The sequence below is a fragment of the Ruegeria sp. BC2 genome, assembly GCF_056539245.1.
The window spans coordinates 1,216,356-1,233,640 of sequence record NZ_JBQFUQ010000001.1 but is presented as its reverse complement, the minus strand read 5'-3'; the positions used below and the strand labels follow the sequence as shown (position 1 = coordinate 1,233,640).

Below are 17,285 nucleotides of genomic sequence, written 5' to 3'. Positions count from 1 at the left end.
AGCGATCTGGGCTGCTTTTCAATTGGTTATGCAGGCAAGTGAATGTTGAACTTGCTTCTGAGTTCCGCATCCAGCGCCGGATCGAAACGCGCCGGAGACGGAGCGCCAAGGATCTCTTCTTTTCGCGCGGTGGCCTTTTCGACCAAGTCCGGCTTGCCCAGCTCGGCCCATTCCTTGGGCGAGGTCCGGTCGCCAAGCGCTGGATAGACATAGTCGGCCTGCATCCGGCTGAGTGTTGCGTCGGTTCCCAGGTAGTGACCCGGGCCACCGAGACAGACCGACGCGATCTGGTCCAGCGCCAGCGTGTCCTCCGTGACCTCGATCCCACGAACGCATCGCAGGGCCTGACCGATCAGATCGTCACCAAGGATCAGGCTTTCAAAGCAGAAACCCAGCAGCGAAGCGTGCATGCCGGCTGCTTCGTAGACCATGTTCAGGCCGGACAGCCCGGCCATGACGTTGGAACACATCTGCTCCCATCCGGCTTGCATGTCGGGCAGTTTGGAGTCCGAAGCACCGGCTGCCGCGCCGCCGGGCAGGTCGTAGAATTTGTGCATCTGGGCGCAGCCTGCCGTCAGCAGGGCCTGCTCGCCAGACCCGACGCTCATCGCACCGGTCCTGAGGTCAAGACCAAAGGGCCAAGTGCCAAAAACCGCCGGAGCGCCTGGGCTTACGGCGTTTACATAAACCAGACCTGCCAGGCATTCCGCCGTAGCCTGGACAATCGCACCGGCCACCGTTGACGGGGCCGTGGCGCCCGCCATTCCAGCGGATAGCAACAGGACCGGCATCCCCGCTTTGATGCATTCTTCCATCACCTGGCAGCTCTCGGTCGCGAATTTCATCGGCGGCACGACAAAGCAGTTCGAGTTCGAGACGAAAGGCCGTTCACGCCATTTGTCCTCGCCGCCAGCGATCATATGCAGCATTTCCATGGCCGGAGCTACATAGCGGGGGTCTGTGAAGGATGTTCCGACATGCTTGTAAGTCCCAGAACAACAAGCATAAATCGTGTTCAGGTCCATCTCGCGGTTGTCGGTGATGTCACGGCAGACCATGGGGCGCTGCACGAAATGGATATTGTCCAGTTGTTCGCAAATCCGCGCGGCATCGTGCAAGTCCTGCACGGTTGAGTCGCGGTAGTTGCGGCCTTGGGCGTCGACCATGCTGACGGCTGCACCGGCGGTTCCATAATGAACGCGTCCGCCGGACAGTTCGAGATCGGTTTTGCCGTCGCGGCTGTACAGCGTCACCGACCGGTTGGCGCGGGCGATCGTGTCCTCGACCAGCGCCCGGGGAAAACGGATGCGTCCGTCATCGCCCAGCGTACAGCCGGCATTGACCAGGTAATCGATCCCGCTGGGTGGTGCGTCGGCCAGACCGATGGTTTCGAGCGCATCGAGCGCGGCGGAGTGAATACGCTCCATGTCCTGCTGGCTGAGCGGTTTGTAGGTGCCGCCCTCAAGCCCCGGGCGGACGGGGCGCAGATGTTCGGGCAGGGCCGCGGCACGGGCGGCCCGACGGGCGGCACGGCCGCCACTGCGGGACGTTGAGCGGGATTGGTCGTTCATGGTGAGGATTCCAAATTGAAAGTCAGGTAAAAAGGGGGAAGCTTCAATAGGTCACGGCCGCCCTCGTGCCGCACGCCCCCGATCGGCACCGATGGTGCGGCTGATCAGGCAGATCTTCCAGATATCGTTTGGCATGTGGTCCTCAACTCCTGCGACGAATGGTGTCAGGGTCCGCGCAGGCAATCTGTCCTGTTTGCGACCGATGTCGCTTTTGACCTCGAAAATTTGGAGGGTTGATGAACGCCGCAGGAAATCCTCACGCAAAGGGCGAAATATGTTATGCTTCCATTACTTATTGTTAAGATTTGCGTGACTTGAATTGATCTGACGGCACCAAAGCACATGTTTAATTTAGGTGCACATCACCGCATCTGGTGCAATCGCGTAGGGTGCTGAACGAAAACCGGAGGTCTGCATGAAACTGATCCGCGCCTTGCTGTCGGTCCTGCTGATTCCAGCGGCGCAGGTGGCATTGGCCGAGGATTGGACCGGGCCTTATGCCGGGTTCACCTTCGGTTATACCGACGCGGACGGCCCCGGCGGCAGTGGGGGCAACTCGGGCAGCATCGGCGCGAATATCGGATACGATCTGGATCTGGGCAGCTTCGTCGTCGGGGGTGAGTTGGAATATGACCGGCTGAACCTCGACCTGGGCGCTTCGGAGGGCAGTTTGGACAGCGTATCCCGCGTGAAACTGCGCGGCGGGTACGAGTTCGGGCGCGCTTTGGGCTACGTCGTGGTGGGTGCCGCGCGGGCGAATACTTCGGGCGACAGCGACACGGCGGCCGTCTACGGGATCGGCGTAGCCTATCCTCTGGGCGACCGGCTGATCATCAGTGGCGAAGCCTTGCGGCAGAATTTCAACGATGTCACGCGGTCGCGCGGCGATCTGGATACCAACACCTTCAATCTGCGCACGACCTTCCGGTTCTGAACAAAACCCGTCTCGGTCACTCGGCCGCCGTCTGGCTCGCCAACCGGGCGGCGAAATCGCATAGGGTCTGAAGGGCGGCGGCGAACCGGTCATCGTCAATGGTCATGGCCACGCGCACATGTCCAGCGGCGGCTTGGCCGAAGCTTTCTCCGGGCATGACCGCGATGGCGTGGGTGTCCAGCAGCGCATTGGCGAAGTCTTCGCCGCTTTGCCCCGTCGCGCGGATGTCCAGCATCAGATACATCGCGCCTTGAGCCGGGATCAGGCCCACCGTGTTCTGTCGGGCCAGAACCTGCATCGCCAGGGCGCGGCGGCGGCGGAAGGGGGCCGCGACCTCTTCCTCCAGTTCGTCCCCGGCGGTTAGCGAAAAGCTGGCAGCGTCCTGAATGAATCCCGGAACCCCGTAGGTGGTGTGCGTGGCGAGGTTGATCAAATGGTCGATGGCCTCTTCGGGGCCAACGATCCAGCCACAGCGCGACCCGGTCATGGCGTGGGATTTCGACATCGAGCCCACGACCAGGGTGCGGTCGGCCATACCGGGCAGGGCGCGGGGCGACAGGTGAGCGCCGTCCCAGACCTGCGTGTCATAGACCTCGTCCGAAATCAGCCAGATGTCGCGTTCGCGGCACAGATCGGCGATCTCGGTCAGGGTCTCGCGGGAATAAACGACCCCGGTCGGGTTGTTCGGCGTGTTGATCAGCAGCGAAGCGGCACCCTCGGCCTGTTCCGTGATCAAGGCTGCGTCGGGCTGAAAGGCATCCTCGGCCCGGGTCTGAACCGCGCGCGCGATCGCGCCGGCTCCGCGGATCGTGCCGGGATAGGTCGCGTAGAATGGATCGAGATAGAGACCCACATCGCCCGGGTCGCACGCTGCCATATGCGCGGCGAACAGTGCGGCTTGTCCGCCCGGGGTGATCAGCACGTTGTGGCGCGTGGTGGGAACGCCCGTGCGGGTCTGCACCCGCGCGGCTACCGTATCGCGCAGCAGATCCGTGCCCGGCACCATGGCGTATCCGGTATGGCCCGCGCGCGCCGACCGATCCATCTCGGCCAGGATCGAGGGGTGGGTACGAATGTCATGCTCGCCGATGGTCAGCTCGGTCACGGCCTGGCCTTCGGCAATCATGCGGCGCGCACGATAGAACACGTCCCACCCGTCCGAACCGCCTCCGGTCAGATGTGTGATGCGGTGCGAAAGTTTCATGGCGCGCCTCCGTTGCAGCAAGTCCGCCGAATGGGTCAGAGCCGCGATGATTTGTCAATCAGCTTCCCCCGCCGGCAACAGAAGTCTTGGCGTGCGGGACCGGGCGTGCTATGCGATGGTCCATGAACCGGAAGACCTGCATCATTATCTGCTGCATTCCCTGCTGAACTTTCACGCGGGCCGGTTTCTTTCATTTTCTTCCCTGAGACAAGTTGCTAAGCCCGCGTCAACGCGCACGCTATTGCTGTATCCAGGAGCCAGACGCATGACGACGATCAAACTGCACAACACGCGGACCCGGACGAAGGAAGAGTTCGTTCCGATCGATCCCGACAACGTGCGGATGTATGTCTGCGGACCTACCGTGTATGACCGGGCGCATCTGGGCAACGCGCGGCCCGTGGTGGTGTTTGACGTGCTGTATCGCCTGCTGCGTCACGTCTACGGGCCCGAGCATGTGACCTATGTGCGCAACTTCACCGACGTCGATGACAAGATCAACGCGACGGCCCTGGCGCGCAAGCAGGCCGGGGCCGAAGGAACACTCGAGCAGTTGGTGCAGGAGCGGTCGGACGAGACGATCGGCTGGTACCTGCATGACATGGGCGCGCTGGGGGCGCTGGAGCCCGACCAGATGCCGCGGGCCACGCGGTATATCGACCAGATGATCGCGATGATCGAGGACCTGATCGCCAAGGGTCACGCCTATGAGGCCGAGGGGCATGTTCTGTTCGCTGTGGACAGCTGGCGCGACGAGTATGGCAAGCTGTCGGGCCGGTCGGTCGATGACATGATCGCAGGTGCGCGGGTCGAGGTGGCGCCCTACAAGAAGAACGCGATGGATTTTGTGCTGTGGAAGCCCTCGGACGATGAACTGCCCGGTTGGGAGTCGCCCTGGGGCCGGGGGCGTCCGGGTTGGCATATCGAATGCTCGGCCATGAGCTATGAGTTGCTGGGCGAGAGTTTCGACATCCATGGCGGCGGCAATGACCTGATGTTCCCGCACCACGAAAACGAGATTGCCCAGAGCAAATGCGCCCATCCGCACGGCGAATTTGCGCGCTATTGGCTGCATAATGAGATGCTGCAAGTCGAAGGCAAGAAGATGTCCAAATCGCTGGGCAATTTCTTCACCGTGCATGACCTGCTGGATCAGGGCGTGCCGGGCGAGGTGATCCGGTTCGTCTTCCTACAGACCCACTATCGCAAGCCGATGGACTGGACCGAGAAGAAGGCGCGCGAGGCCGAGGCCACGTTGCGCAAGTGGCGGGCGCTGACTGCGGGCATCGAGCCCGCACCCAGCGCGGCGCCCGAGGTGATCGAGGCGCTTGCCGATGACCTGAACACGGCGGGCGCTCTGGCCGAGCTGCATCGTTTGGCCTCGGACGGCGACGCCGCGACCTTGCTGGCCAGTGCGCGGATCCTGGGTCTGTTGGAGCCTGACATGGGGGCCTGGGCCGAAACCGACGGCGTGGATCTGTCGGCCCACGCCGACCGGCTGGCCCGTGTTCGGGCCGAGGCGATGCAGACCAAGGATTTCTCGGAAGTGGATCGGTTGAAGGCCGCTTATCTGGCGGCTGGTCTGGAAGTGCGGATGAGCAAGGACGGGGTCGAACTGGTGCCCGGCGCGGGCTTTGACGCCAGCAGGCTGGAGGGCGTGGAATGAGCAAAGAGCGCCTGTACCTCTATGACACCACGCTGCGCGACGGGCAGCAGACGCAAGGCGTTCAGTTCTCGACCGCCGAAAAGGTCCAGATCGCGCAGGCGCTGGATGCTTTGGGGGTGGACTATATCGAAGGTGGCTGGCCCGGCGCGAACCCCACCGACAGCGCATTTTTCGACGCTGCGCCCAAGACGCGCGCCCGCCTGACCGCCTTCGGCATGACCAAGCGGGCCGGGCGCTCGGCCGAGAATGACGACGTGCTGGCCGCCGTCATGAACGCCGGCACGCGGGCGGTCTGTCTGGTGGGCAAGTCACATGACTATCACGTGACCGACACGCTGGGGATCTCGCTGGAGGAGAATGTCGAGAACGTCCGCGCCTCGGTCGCGCATATCGTGGCGCAGGGGCGCGAGGCGCTGTTCGATGCCGAGCATTTCTTTGACGGCTACAAGGACAACCCCGCCTATGCCATGCAGGTCTGCCAGGCGGCGCTGGAGGCCGGTGCCCGCTGGGTGGTGTTGTGCGACACCAATGGCGGCGCGCTGCCGGCCGAAGTTGGGCGGATCGTGTCCGAGCTGATCGCGGCGGGTTTTCCCGGAGACCGGCTGGGCATCCACACCCACAACGACACCGAAAATGCCGTGGCCTGTTCCCTGGCGGCCGTGGATGCCGGCGCGCGCCAGATCCAAGGCACGTTGAACGGGCTGGGTGAGCGCTGCGGCAACGCCAACCTGACCGCGTTGATCCCGACGCTGCTGTTGAAGGAGTCCTATGCCTCGACCTTCGAGATCGGGGTCAGCCGCGACGCGCTGACCGGTATGACCCGCATCAGCCGCATGCTGGACGACATCCTGAACCGGGTGCCCAGCAAACAGGCGGCCTATGTCGGGGCCTCGGCCTTTGCGCACAAGGCGGGGCTGCATGCCAGCGCGATCCTCAAGGACCCTTCGACCTATGAACATGTCGATCCGGCCACCGTGGGCAATGCGCGGATCATTCCGATGTCGAACCAGGCGGGCCAGTCGAATTTGCGAAAACGCCTGACCGAGGCCGGGTTGCAGGTCGAGTCGGGCGACCCGGCGCTGGGGCGCATCCTGGAGCGGATCAAGGCACGCGAAGCCGAGGGGTATTCCTATGACACCGCGCAGGCCAGTTTCGAGCTGTTGGCCCGCGATGAACTGGGCCAGTTGCCGCAATTCTTTGAGGTCAAGCGCTACAAGGTCACGGTCGAGCGGCGCAAGAACAAGTACAACCAGATGGTCAGCCTGTCCGAGGCAGTCGTCGTGGTGAAGGTGGATGGTGAGAAGAAGCTGTCGGTCAGCGAGTCGCTGGACGAGAGCGGCAGCGACCGTGGCCCGGTGAACGCGCTGGCCAAGGCGTTGGCCAAGGATCTGGGGCAGTACTCGCCCATTCTGGACGATATGCACCTGGTGGACTTCAAGGTGCGCATCACCCAGGGCGGGACCGAGGCCGTGACCCGCGTCATCATCGACAGCGAAGACGGGCAGGGGCGGCGCTGGTCCACGGTAGGGGTCAGCGCGAATATCGTTGACGCCTCGTTCGAGGCTCTGCTGGAGGCCATCCAGTGGAAGCTGGTGCGCGATTGCAGCCCGCAATCGGTGGTGGCCGGGTGAGCGTGCCCTTCGACGACGACGTCAAGGCCTGCGCGGCGCTGGTCCACCGGGCCGACCCTGATCGGTTCATGGCCGCGATGGCGGCGCCGGTGCAGGCGCGGGCCGTGCTGTTTCCGATCTATGCGATGAATATCGAGGTCGCCCGCGCGCCGTGGGTCACCCAAGAGCCGATGATCGCGGAAATGCGCCTGCAATGGTGGCGCGACGCGCTGCAGGAGATCGCCGAAGGACCCTCCGTGCGGCGGCACGAGGTGGTCACGCCCCTGTCGCGCGTCCTGTCCCCGCATCTGGCGGCGATGCTGGATGAATATGTGGCCGTAAGGCGTTGGGATATCTACCGGGATCCGTTCGAGGATGAGGAACACTTCGAGGCCTACCTGACCCACAGCGCCGGGTCGCTGATGGTCGCCTCGGCGCAAGCCCTGGGTGCCGCCGACGAAACGGTCCTGCGCGATTTTGGCTACGCGGTCGGTGTGGCGAACTGGTTCCGTGCCATCCCCGAGCTTGAAGCCCGCGGGCGCGTCCCCCTGTTGGATGGGACACCGGACGGGGTGCGCCAATTGGCCGAGCGCGCGCTGGACCGGATGGCCGCGGCCCGGGCGCGTCGCGCCGATGTTTCGGATCAGGCGCGCCCTGCGCTTTATGGCGGCTGGCAGGCAGACCGCGTCCTGCGTCATGTGCTGGCTGAGCCCGGTCGGGTCGCTGCTGGTGCGCTGAACGTGGGCGAGATCCGACGGCGCGTGTCACTGATCTGGACCGCGACCACCGGTCGGTGGTGATCAGGAGAGTTTGGCCTCGCGGGGTCTGAGCACCAGCCACAGCAGCGCGCCGCCCGCCAAAGTCAGCAACGGCACCATCGCCAGGTTGACGGCGGTCCATCCCTCGACCGGGGACCCGCCAGAACAGTTCATCAATCCGCCCGAGGCCAGCGACGCAATCGTCACGCCTCCGAACACCAGCAGGTCGTTCAGGCCCTGCACGCGGCCGCGTTCATGCACATCGTGCTCGGCCGCCAGCATGCTGGTGGCACCGATGAAGCCGAAGTTCCAGCCGATGCCAAGCAGCACGAGGGCCAGAAAGAAGTTCCCGATCTCAACGCCCTGCAGCGCGACGACACCCGCGCCGCCCAAAATCGCCAACCCGATGGCAACCATCTTCTCGGCCCCGAACCGGGCGATCAGATGGCCGGTGAAGAAACTGGGAACGTACATCGCCAAAACGTGGCTGGTGACCACATCCGCCGCATCACCTTCGGAGAAGCCACAGCCGACAACGGCCAGCGGCGTCGAAGTCATCACAAGGTTCATCAGCGCGTATGAGACCATGGCACAGATGATGGCCACGGCGATGCGCGGGGTTTTAAGCAGTTCGAGCCGCGACCGGCCTTTGGGTTCATCCTGCGATGGGCGGTCGGGTGTCGGTATGTCCAGAAACAGGAACAGGACCGAACCGATGACGTTCACCGCGATCACCGCGAAATAGGTGCCCAGAAACGGAATGACATAGGCCTGCGAGGTCAGTTTGACGATCTGCGGCCCGATGATGGCCGCAGCCAGACCGCCAGCCATGACGTAAGAGATCGCCTTGGGCCGGAATGCGTCCGACGCGGTATCGGCGGCGGCAAAGCGATAAAAGCCATGCGCGCTCATGTAGATGCCGGTCAGCAGGCTGCCGACAAGAAAGACGGGAAACGATCCCAGATAAAGGCCATAGGCGCCCACGGCGCCGCCCACCGCTCCGGCGGTTGCGCCGACAAGGAATCCGGCGCGGCGGCCCCAGCGCTGCATGATGGCCGAGACCGGCGTGGCCGCCAGCATCGACCCCAGAACGATCAGCGAAATCGGCAGCGTGGCGAGGCAAGCGTTGCTGGCCAGCGACTGCCCCGCCAATCCACCGACGATGAAGATCATCGGCATCTGCGCGCCCAGAATCGCCTGCGCCGCCACCAGAACGGCAACGTTGCGCTTGGCGCGGGTATCGTCGGGGGCGGTGCTGGTCATCGTCATGCGCAAATGGGTATCGGCGAACCGGCGGACATACAAGCGGGTTGCATATGCGACAAAGCAGCCTAACCTGCGCCCTGAACCGCCACCCGGAGCCGCAATGACCGTTGGTCGAATTATCGAGACACCAGAATGCGTTGCGGAAGGGGCCGAGTGGCTGTCTGACGCCTGTCCACGCATGGCGCACGCAATCGAACTGACCAGCCCGTTGCCCCTGCGCCGCCGGCCCGACGGCTTCGCGCAACTGCTCAGCGCCATCGTCAGCCAGCAGGTCAGCGTGGCCTCGGCCAACGCGATCTGGGGGCGGATGCAGCAGGCGGGCCTGACCGGGCCGCGCAAGATCAAGTGGGCCACAGACGACGATCTGCGCGCAGTGGGGCTGAGCCGCCAGAAGATCCGCTATGCGCGGGCGCTGGCCGAGGCGCGGATCGACTACAAGGCCCTGCGCCAGGCGCCCGATGACGTGGTCATTGCGACCCTGACGCAGGTGCCGGGCATCGGGGTCTGGACGGCCGAGATCTATGCCATGTTCTCGCTGGGGCGGGCGGATGTGATCGCGCCCGGCGATCTGGCCCTGCAGGAGGCCGCACGGATGCTGTACGGCCTGCCGGATCGGCCGACCGACAAGGCGCTGCGGCAAATGGCCGAGGCGTGGTCGCCGTGGCGGTCGGTTGCAGCCCGGGTTCTGTGGGCCTATTACCGCGTGGCCAAGGATAGGGAAGGGATCAGATGACACGGGTTTTGAACGCGCTCCGCAAAGAGCCGGTTTCGGGCGACACGCGCTCGGTCGTGGTGTTCGTGCACGGCTATGGCGCCAACGGGGCCGATCTGCTGGGGCTTGCGGATGTTCTGGGCGAACACCTGCCCGACACGCTGTTCGTGGCCCCCGACGCGCCCGAGCAGATACCCGGCATGCCCAACGGGTATCAGTGGTTTCCGATCCCGTGGATCGACGGCTCGTCCGAGGAAGAGGCTCGGCGCGGCATGGAAATGGCGGTCGAGGATTTCAACGCCTTTCTCGATGCCCTGATGGTGGACGAGGACGTGCTGCCCGAGCAGGTGGTGCTGTTCGGCTTTTCCCAGGGCAGCATGATGAGCCTGCACGTGGCCCCGCGCCGCGAAGACCCGGTGGCCGGCGTGATCGCGTTTTCGGGCCGCCTGCTGGAGCCGGACCTGCTGGCCGACGAGGTGGTCAGCCGGATGCCTGTACTGCTGGTTCATGGAGATGCCGATGACGTGGTGCCGCCGCAATCGCTGCCCGAGGCCGCCGAGGCCCTGCAGCGCGCAGGCTTCAAGGAGGTCTTTGCTCATGTCATGAAGGGCACCGGCCACGGTATAGCGCCCGACGGGCTGGGCGTCGCGTTGGCCTTCATGCGGGACAAGCTGAGCCTGTAACGCGGCAGGGTCACCCCCAGAGGTGACCCTCGGCAAACTCCACCGAATTTCCGGCCGGGTCGCGCACATAGAGCGATCGTGCCCCGTTGGGCCAGTCAAACTCGGCCTCGATCGGGACGTTCCAGTCCAGCAGATGCTTGCGCATTAACGCGATCTGGTCCCGCGTCAGGATCAGGCACACATGCCCTGGACCGCGTGCGCCATGTGGCGGCACCGGCAGATCGGGGTTGGTCGGGAGCTGTTCCGTCTGGTCGGGGTTGAACAACAGCAACACCGAGGCGCCGACCCGGAAAAACACGTGCCGGCCCTTGACGCGCTGAATGCGTTCCAAGCCTAGAACCTCGCCGTAGAACCGTTCGGCAGTGTCCAGATCATCGACATACAGCGCGGCTTCGAGAATGCCCGAAGGTGAAGGGATTCCGGCCGCTACTTTCATGGAGATATTATAGCGTAAATCGCCGAAAAAGTCACCGCCGCGGACGCCGGTCCCGCTTGCGTTGGGGGGCGGTTTCCAGAACGGGCATCGGCAGGCTGTCCCAGCTGCCGGGGGCGAGATCGTCCAGTGTCCAGTCTCCGATCCGGGCGCGGATCAGTCGCAGGGTGGGGTGGCCCACGGCGGCCGTCATGCGGCGCACCTGCCGGTTGCGCCCCTCGCGCAGGGTCAGTTCCAGCCAGCAATCCGACACCGTCTTGCGTTCGCGGATTGGGGGCGTGCGTGGCCACAGACCCTCGGGTTCGTCGATCAGCCGCGCCTTGGCTGGGCGGGTCATGCCGTCATTCAACTCGACCCCGTCGCGCAGGGCCCGAATGGCAGCCGCATCCGGGATGCCCTCGACCTGGGCCCAATAGGTTTTGGGCATTTTGTGCTTGGGATCCGAGATCTGGGATTGCAGCCGCCCATTGTCGGTCAACAGCATCAGCCCCTCACTGTCACGGTCCAGCCGCCCGGCCGGATAGACCCCCGGCAGGTCGATGAAATCCGACAGGGTGCTGCGGGGCGAGTCGGCATTTTGCCGGTCGGTGAACTGCGGCAGCACGTCAAAGGGTTTGTTGAAGCGGATGAACCATGACATGAGCTCCGCCATACTCTCAGTTTCGGACCTGCGCAAGCTGTGGATAACTGTCACGTGATTGTTACGGATTCAGAATAGTCCGTTACCGAGATGTTGTGGAAAAACAGGACTTGTCAGAGTTTTAACACGATATATAGTTAAGTTAAGACCGGGGCGGGTGCTCCCCGCTCTGGTGTCCCATACAGGCAGCCGAGAGCGAGGAGCGATTCAGCCATGGACGGAGATTTCAGGACCGAATTTGTCAGGGAGCCAGGTGCCCTCAAGCACCATCCGGCATTGGTTTTGAACGCCGATTATCGCCCGCTTTCCTACTATCCTCTGTCGCTGTGGCCCTGGCAGGAGGCGATAAAGGCCGCGTGGCTGGACCGGGTCGATATCGTTGCCGAGTATGACGAAGTGGTCCGCAGCCCGAGTACGGTGATCCGAATACCGTCGGTGGTTGTCCTGAAAGACTATGTGAAACCCAGAAAGCGCGTGGCCTTCACGCGCTTTAATTTATTTCTGAGGGATGAATTCCGCTGCCAGTACTGCGGCAGCCGGGGCGAACTGACTTTCGACCATGTCGTGCCGCGTGCAGCAGGGGGTGTCACAAGTTGGCAGAACGTGGTGGCCGCCTGCAGTCCATGCAATCTGCGCAAGGGGGCGAAATCGCTGCGTCAGGCGGGGATGAGCCTGCGCAAGCCGCCTCGGCAGCCTGACGCCAGTATGCTGCAGAATATCGGACGGAAGTTTCCGCCGAACCACCTGCACGAAAGCTGGATCGACTTTCTGTATTGGGATGCGGAACTGGACGCCCAGTAGGATCAGCGCACGCGCCAAGCGGACAGCCACACCAGAACCAGACCTGCGGACAGCAGTGCGTTCCACCCAGCCATGGACAGCCCGAACATTTCCCACGGGATATCATCGCACCGCACCAATGGGGCGGCCATGATCTGCTCCATCAGCTCCTCGGCGGACAGGCCGCTGATACTGCCCGATGTGCAACTGGACGGGCCTTCCCACAGGCCGCGTTCGACCCCGGCGTGATAGACGCCGATGCCGGACGTGGCGGCGGCAGCGGCTGCGCCGAGGAGGGGCAGCAGGCGCACGCCCGGAAATGCAAAAGCCAGCACGCCGAGCAACACAGCCGCACCATGCGGGTAGCGTTGCCAGATGCACAATTTACACGGGGCCATGCCGCCCAGATACTGGAACCCCCAAGCCGCAAGAAGCAAAGCTGCAGACCCACCCGCGGCCAGCAAAATGAGTGTCCGTTTCCGCGTCATATGTATTTCACCACCAGAAATCCGCCGATCAGAAGAATGATGAACAAGGTGAACATCAGCCCAAGCCGCTTTTCGATGAAGTCCCGGATCGGCTCGCCAAAGCCCCAAAGCAACCCGGCGACGATGTAGAACCGCAGAGCGCGGGCGAGAATAGAAGTGGCGATGAACGTTCCCAGCGGCATTCCCGTCCAGCCGGACATGATCGTGATGACTTTGTACGGGAAAGGCGTGACACCGGCGGTCAGAACGGCCCAGAACCCGAAATCGTTGAACCGCTGGTTGAATTCCTGCATCGCGTGACCCTTGCCCATCGCTTCGAGGATGGGTTGTCCGATGCTGTCGTAGAAGAACGCGCCGATTGCGTATCCCAAAAGGCCGCCCAGGACCGAGAACACCAGCGCAACGGTGGCAATCAGCCATGCCCGCGATGGGCGTGCCAGAATCATAGGGATCATCAGCACGTCGGGTGGAATCGGAAAGACCGAGCTTTCGATGAATGCCACAAATGCCAACACCCACAGGGCGTGCGGGTGGTCGGCAAGTCGGATCGTCCGATCATAAAGCGATTGCAGCATCAGCGCGTGTTCCCAAGCTTTGTCATGACGAGGCAAACCACGCGTCCGACGGGGCGTCAACCGATCTGTCCCGGGCTGATCGTCGATTGACCGATTTTTGCCTCTGGACCTTCGGCAAGATGGGCGGTAATTCAATGCGCGTGGCCCAAGTGGCGGAATGGTAGACGCAGGGGATTCAAAATCCCCCGCCTTCACGGGCGTGAGAGTTCGAGTCTCTCCTTGGGCACCACCACCGCACCCGTTTTGGTATAGTGTTCAGGGCATTTGCTCTGTCAAAGCTCGCGTGCTCGGCTGGCTGCACCTCGAGCATCCAGCCTCGAATTGGTGCGACGAAACTGTACGCGGACTAGCAGGATCTGGACCGTCTTCGATGCAATATCAGGTGCGGCGGTAGAGTTTCCAAATCGTCAACTATAGCTACAACAAGGGTCGTCTGTGTCTCCGTTGCACGGTGTCTCTGGCAGCGTATCCGCGCGTGACTGGGCGCTGAAGTGGGCGCATTCCAGAGTGACGTGATCCTTGAAGCTCGCGCAATATGAATACGGCCGCTTTGGGTGCGGAGCTGTCAAACGATTGAAAGAACGCGATTATGGTACAGCCTCACCGGGACAGGCCGTGACGCCATCATTTGGCCATAGAAATTGGTGAAACAATGAGCCGTGACAGGCACTGACGTGATATCGAAGCAGGCTATGACGAGAAGGGTTGGCGGGCACGGCTGTGCAGTTGCCATGCCTTTTGAGCTTTGCAATAACGGACCTCATAGTTCCCCGTCCCGGGTAATGAATATAGTTGGTTGATTTATGTGCAAAATCCTTGTGGTAGATCTGGATGGCACTCTTTTGAAGAGTGACATGCTGTACGAAAGCTTTTGGTCGGCTTTCGGACGGAACTGGCGCAGCCCGTTTCACTCCGCCGCGGCTCTGTTGGGTGGACGCGCTTCATTGAAACGTTACCTGGCCGAAGAGGCCGAAATTGACGTCACCTCGTTGCCCTATGATCCCAAGGTGGTGGAATACGTCGAGAAATGGCGCGCTGATGGCGGCAAGACCGCTCTTGTGACGGCCTCGGATGAGGGCATTGCCCAAAGCATCGGAGCCCATCTGGGTATTTTCGACGAGGTTTATGGCTCCGACGGGTCGCTGAACCTGAAAGGTGAAAACAAAGCCGAGTTTCTGGACGAACGCTTTGGTCCGGGCGGATACGCCTATATGGGCGATTCCCACGCCGACCTTGCGGTGTGGCGAAGGGCCAATCTGGCGGTCTCCGTGAACGCGGGGCCGGGACTGGCGAAACAAGCGGAAGCGGTCGCACCCAAGGTCGAGCATCTGCACACACACGAAGTGACCGCCAAGGCCTATCTCAAGGCGTTGCGTCCGCATCAATGGATGAAGAACCTTCTGGTCTTTTTGCCGATGCTGGCGGCCCATCAACTGACGGGGCAGGTGTTTTGGTTGTCGTTGCTGGCTTTCATATCGTTCAGCCTGATCGCATCCAGTGTCTATGTCCTGAATGACTTGCTGGACCTTGCAGCAGATCGGGCGCATCCGCGCAAACGCGCGCGGCCGTTTGCTTCGGGCAGCATTCCGATTTCGTCCGGAACGTGGATGGCTGCCGGTCTGCTGATTTCAGGCTCGGTCATTGCAGCCATGGTCGGGCTGGATTTTTTCCTGGTGATGGTGGCGTATTATGCGCTGACGACCGGGTATTCATTGTATCTAAAGCGCCAGTTGGTCATCGACATCTGTGTCTTGGCCGGCCTTTACACGACCCGGATCGTGGCGGGTGGAGCGGCAACAGGGTTGGAGCTTTCAGTCTGGCTCCTTGCATTTTCGATGTTTCTGTTCCTGTCGCTTGCGGCGGTCAAAAGGCAGGCCGAGTTGGTGGACTATGCGGCGCGCGGTAAATTGTCGGCAACCGGGCGCGGCTATCACGTGGATGACCTTCCGATTATCTCCATGATCGCCGTCAGCGCGGGTTATGTCGCCGTTTTGGTGATGGCACTCTATGTCAGCTCGCCGGCGGTGGTGCAGCTCTACTCCTACCCGCAAGCCCTATGGGGCGTGTGTGCGGTCCTGCTGTTCTGGATCACCCGGACCGTCATGATTACGCATCGTGGCAACATGCACGATGATCCCGTGATCTACGCGGCCAAGGACCCTGTCAGCCTGCTTTGCTTTGCCATAATTCTGCTGTTCGTTGTCGCGGGGTCAATGCTGTGACGGTTCAGGGGTTGATTCTGCGCTATTCCGCCTTTGCCATCGTGGCGATGACCTTGAACCTCGCTGCGCAGCGCGCAGTCCTATCGCTTGGCGAGGGTGGCTGGTACTTCGCGGCTGCAGTGTTTGCGGGTACACTTGTCGGACTTGTGGTCAAATATACCCTCGACAAGCACTGGATTTTCTATGACCGGCAGACGGGACTGAAGGCCCACGGTCAGAAATTTTCGCTGTATACGGCGATGGGTGTGGTCACCACCGCAATTTTTTGGGGCACCGAGACGGCCTTTTGGGTGGTTTGGAAAACCGATCTAATGCGCGAGGTTGGCGCGGTTATCGGGCTGACGGTGGGTTACGTGATCAAGTACCATCTGGATAAGCGCTTCGTATTCAACACCGGCTCGGCGGAGGCGCGGGCATGAGGCTTTCCGGCTGGGGCAGGTACCCCGTTCTTGAGACCAGAGTGATTGCGCCGCGCAGCGTCGAAAGCCTTCGATCGGTCGTGCGGGAAGGACCAGATGTGATCGCGCGCGGCAATGGGCGCGCCTATGGGGACAGCGCAATTGGCCTCACGACAACCGTACATACCCGGCATCTGAACAGGATGGTGTCCTTCGACAACCAGACCGGAGTGCTGGTTGCCGAGGCGGGGGTTCTGCTGGGCGACGTGATCGCAGCGTTTCTGCCTCGGGGTTGGTTTCCGATCGTTACACCGGGCACCAAATTCGTCACGATCGGCGGTGCCATCGCCGCAGATGTTCATGGCAAGAACCACCACCGTGTCGGTAGTTTCCGCCATTGCGTCGAATGGGTTGAGGTCATGGGCGATGACGGGGAGATCACCCGATGCAGCCGCGCGTCGAACAGCGCATTGTTCGATCACACCTTGGGCGGCATGGGCCTTACCGGGATCATCGTGCGGGCGGCGGTTCGGTTGCAGCCGGTCGAGTCAGGTTGGATCAAGCAAAAGACCATAGCCGCACCCAGCCTTCAGGATGCGATGAATGCATTCGAGGCCGCGCAGGATGCAACATACTCGGTCGCGTGGATCGACTGCTTGTCCACAGGCCGAAACCTGGGGCGGTCTCTGGTGATGCTGGGAGAACACGCTGCGGTCTCGGACCTGCCGGGGCGGTATGCCCGGCAACCCCTGATCTGCCCGACCAAGCGCAAAAAATCCGTTCCGATGGATCTGCCGTCGTTTGCCTTGAATCGCCATACGGTTCGGGCATTCAACGCCGGTTACTACTGGATGGGAGTTCGAAACGGGGACACCAAGCTGGTGAACTGGGATACGTTCTTTTATCCGCTGGACGCCATATTGGGATGGAACCGTATCTACGGTCGCAGCGGCTTTGCCCAGTTTCAATGCGCGTTGCCTATTCATCGTTCACGCGCCGGCCTGACCGAGCTTTTGCAAGCCATCGCTGGCAAGGGCATGGGTTCGTTTCTGTCCGTGCTGAAACGGTTCGGCCCGCAGGACAGTCCGTTTTCCTTCCCCATGGAGGGATACACGCTGGCGCTAGATTTCCCGATTTCCGATAAAACGCTCATTCTCATGGACAAGCTGGATCGGATAACTCTGGAACATGGTGGACGGTTCTACCTGGCCAAAGACAGCAGGATGTCGGCCAATACTTTGAACAGATCAGACGATCGCGTGACCCGATTCCGCGAGGCGCGCAACGTCAATGGTTGGCGGGACCGGTTCCGCTCGGCCCAGTCAGAAAGGCTTGAAATATGACA

General features: G+C 62.2%; 17 protein-coding genes and 1 tRNA gene. 11 read left to right on the top strand and 7 right to left on the bottom strand.

What is annotated here, in order from left to right; genetic code table 11:
* Positions 1-26: 26 nt before the first annotated feature.
* Complete coding sequence (locus tag ACR0CU_RS06070) at positions 27-1,571, bottom strand: trimethylamine methyltransferase family protein (RefSeq protein WP_170446148.1); 1,545 nt, start codon at positions 1,569-1,571, stop codon at positions 27-29.
* A gap of 415 nt (positions 1,572-1,986) precedes the next feature.
* On the opposite strand from ACR0CU_RS06070, the gene ACR0CU_RS06065 reads away from it, so the two are divergent.
* A complete protein-coding gene (locus ACR0CU_RS06065; RefSeq protein WP_170367167.1) occupies positions 1,987-2,505 on the top strand; it encodes an outer membrane protein in 519 nt (172 codons plus the stop codon).
* A gap of 16 nt (positions 2,506-2,521) precedes the next feature.
* On the opposite strand, the gene ACR0CU_RS06060 is transcribed toward ACR0CU_RS06065, so the two are convergent.
* The gene (locus ACR0CU_RS06060; protein WP_170446145.1) at positions 2,522-3,709 is read right to left on the bottom strand and encodes a pyridoxal phosphate-dependent aminotransferase; all 1,188 of its coding nucleotides are present in this window, start codon (positions 3,707-3,709) and stop codon (positions 2,522-2,524) included.
* Between the two features lie 265 nt (positions 3,710-3,974).
* Between ACR0CU_RS06060 and cysS the strand changes: the two genes are divergently transcribed.
* Genes cysS through ACR0CU_RS06045 form a run of 3 tightly spaced genes read left to right on the top strand, consistent with a single transcriptional unit; the run spans position 3,975 to position 7,785 of the window.
* Positions 3,975-5,375: a cysteine--tRNA ligase gene (gene cysS, locus ACR0CU_RS06055; RefSeq protein ID WP_170446142.1), complete on the top strand. Its 1,401-nt coding sequence runs from the start codon at positions 3,975-3,977 to the stop codon at positions 5,373-5,375.
* Positions 5,372-7,006 carry a citramalate synthase gene (cimA, locus tag ACR0CU_RS06050; protein WP_170446139.1) on the top strand — a complete coding sequence of 545 codons (1,635 nt, stop codon included), beginning with the start codon at positions 5,372-5,374 and terminating at the stop codon, positions 7,004-7,006. The genes cysS and cimA overlap by 4 nt, the downstream gene beginning before the upstream one ends.
* Before the next feature lie 2 nt (positions 7,007-7,008).
* Complete coding sequence (locus ACR0CU_RS06045; protein ID WP_170359273.1) at positions 7,009-7,785, top strand: squalene/phytoene synthase family protein; 777 nt, start codon at positions 7,009-7,011, stop codon at positions 7,783-7,785.
* On the opposite strand, the gene ACR0CU_RS06040 is transcribed toward ACR0CU_RS06045, so the two are convergent.
* Entirely contained in the window at positions 7,786-9,012 is a 1,227-nt protein-coding gene (locus ACR0CU_RS06040) for an MFS transporter (RefSeq protein ID WP_170359111.1), read from the bottom strand.
* A 97-nt stretch (positions 9,013-9,109) separates the two neighbouring features.
* On the opposite strand from ACR0CU_RS06040, the gene ACR0CU_RS06035 reads away from it, so the two are divergent.
* Both ACR0CU_RS06035 and ACR0CU_RS06030 read left to right on the top strand, forming a co-directional pair.
* A complete protein-coding gene (locus ACR0CU_RS06035) occupies positions 9,110-9,742 on the top strand; it encodes a DNA-3-methyladenine glycosylase family protein (protein ID WP_170446136.1) in 633 nt (210 codons plus the stop codon).
* Positions 9,739-10,404, top strand: a complete 666-nt coding sequence (locus ACR0CU_RS06030) for an alpha/beta hydrolase (protein WP_170338468.1) — start codon at positions 9,739-9,741, stop codon at positions 10,402-10,404. The genes ACR0CU_RS06035 and ACR0CU_RS06030 overlap by 4 nt, the downstream gene beginning before the upstream one ends.
* Positions 10,405-10,414: 10 nt before the next feature.
* On the opposite strand, the gene ACR0CU_RS06025 is transcribed toward ACR0CU_RS06030, so the two are convergent.
* Positions 10,415-10,840, bottom strand: a complete 426-nt coding sequence (locus ACR0CU_RS06025) for a VOC family protein (RefSeq protein ID WP_170446133.1) — start codon at positions 10,838-10,840, stop codon at positions 10,415-10,417.
* Between the two features lie 31 nt (positions 10,841-10,871).
* Positions 10,872-11,477, bottom strand: coding sequence for a pseudouridine synthase (locus ACR0CU_RS06020; RefSeq protein ID WP_170446131.1), 606 nt, complete (start codon positions 11,475-11,477; stop codon positions 10,872-10,874).
* Positions 11,478-11,690: 213 nt separating this feature from the next.
* On the opposite strand from ACR0CU_RS06020, the gene ACR0CU_RS06015 reads away from it, so the two are divergent.
* Positions 11,691-12,278 (top strand): HNH endonuclease, encoded by a 588-nt coding sequence (locus tag ACR0CU_RS06015; RefSeq protein WP_170446127.1) that lies wholly within the window; start codon positions 11,691-11,693, stop codon positions 12,276-12,278.
* Between the two features lie 2 nt (positions 12,279-12,280).
* Here the strand turns inward: ACR0CU_RS06015 and ACR0CU_RS06010 are convergent, their stop codons facing one another.
* Positions 12,281-12,745 (bottom strand): disulfide bond formation protein B, encoded by a 465-nt coding sequence (locus tag ACR0CU_RS06010; RefSeq protein WP_170446125.1) that lies wholly within the window; start codon positions 12,743-12,745, stop codon positions 12,281-12,283.
* On the bottom strand, positions 12,742-13,320 hold the full coding sequence (locus ACR0CU_RS06005) for a YqaA family protein (protein ID WP_093962156.1): 579 nt from the start codon (positions 13,318-13,320) through the stop codon (positions 12,742-12,744). The genes ACR0CU_RS06010 and ACR0CU_RS06005 overlap by 4 nt, the downstream gene beginning before the upstream one ends.
* Before the next feature lie 143 nt (positions 13,321-13,463).
* On the opposite strand from ACR0CU_RS06005, the gene ACR0CU_RS06000 reads away from it, so the two are divergent.
* The 4 genes from ACR0CU_RS06000 to ACR0CU_RS05985 all read left to right on the top strand — a co-directional run bounded on the left by ACR0CU_RS06000 (position 13,464) and on the right by ACR0CU_RS05985 (position 17,283).
* A tRNA-Leu gene (locus ACR0CU_RS06000) sits at positions 13,464-13,549 on the top strand.
* A 574-nt stretch (positions 13,550-14,123) separates the two neighbouring features.
* The gene (locus tag ACR0CU_RS05995) at positions 14,124-15,542 is read left to right on the top strand and encodes a UbiA family prenyltransferase (RefSeq protein ID WP_170442795.1); all 1,419 of its coding nucleotides are present in this window, start codon (positions 14,124-14,126) and stop codon (positions 15,540-15,542) included.
* On the top strand, positions 15,539-15,961 hold the full coding sequence (locus ACR0CU_RS05990) for a GtrA family protein (protein ID WP_170359125.1): 423 nt from the start codon (positions 15,539-15,541) through the stop codon (positions 15,959-15,961). The genes ACR0CU_RS05995 and ACR0CU_RS05990 overlap by 4 nt, the downstream gene beginning before the upstream one ends.
* On the top strand, positions 15,958-17,283 hold the full coding sequence (locus tag ACR0CU_RS05985) for an FAD-binding oxidoreductase (protein ID WP_170442794.1): 1,326 nt from the start codon (positions 15,958-15,960) through the stop codon (positions 17,281-17,283). The genes ACR0CU_RS05990 and ACR0CU_RS05985 overlap by 4 nt, the downstream gene beginning before the upstream one ends.
* The last annotated feature ends 2 nt before the right edge of the window (positions 17,284-17,285 follow it).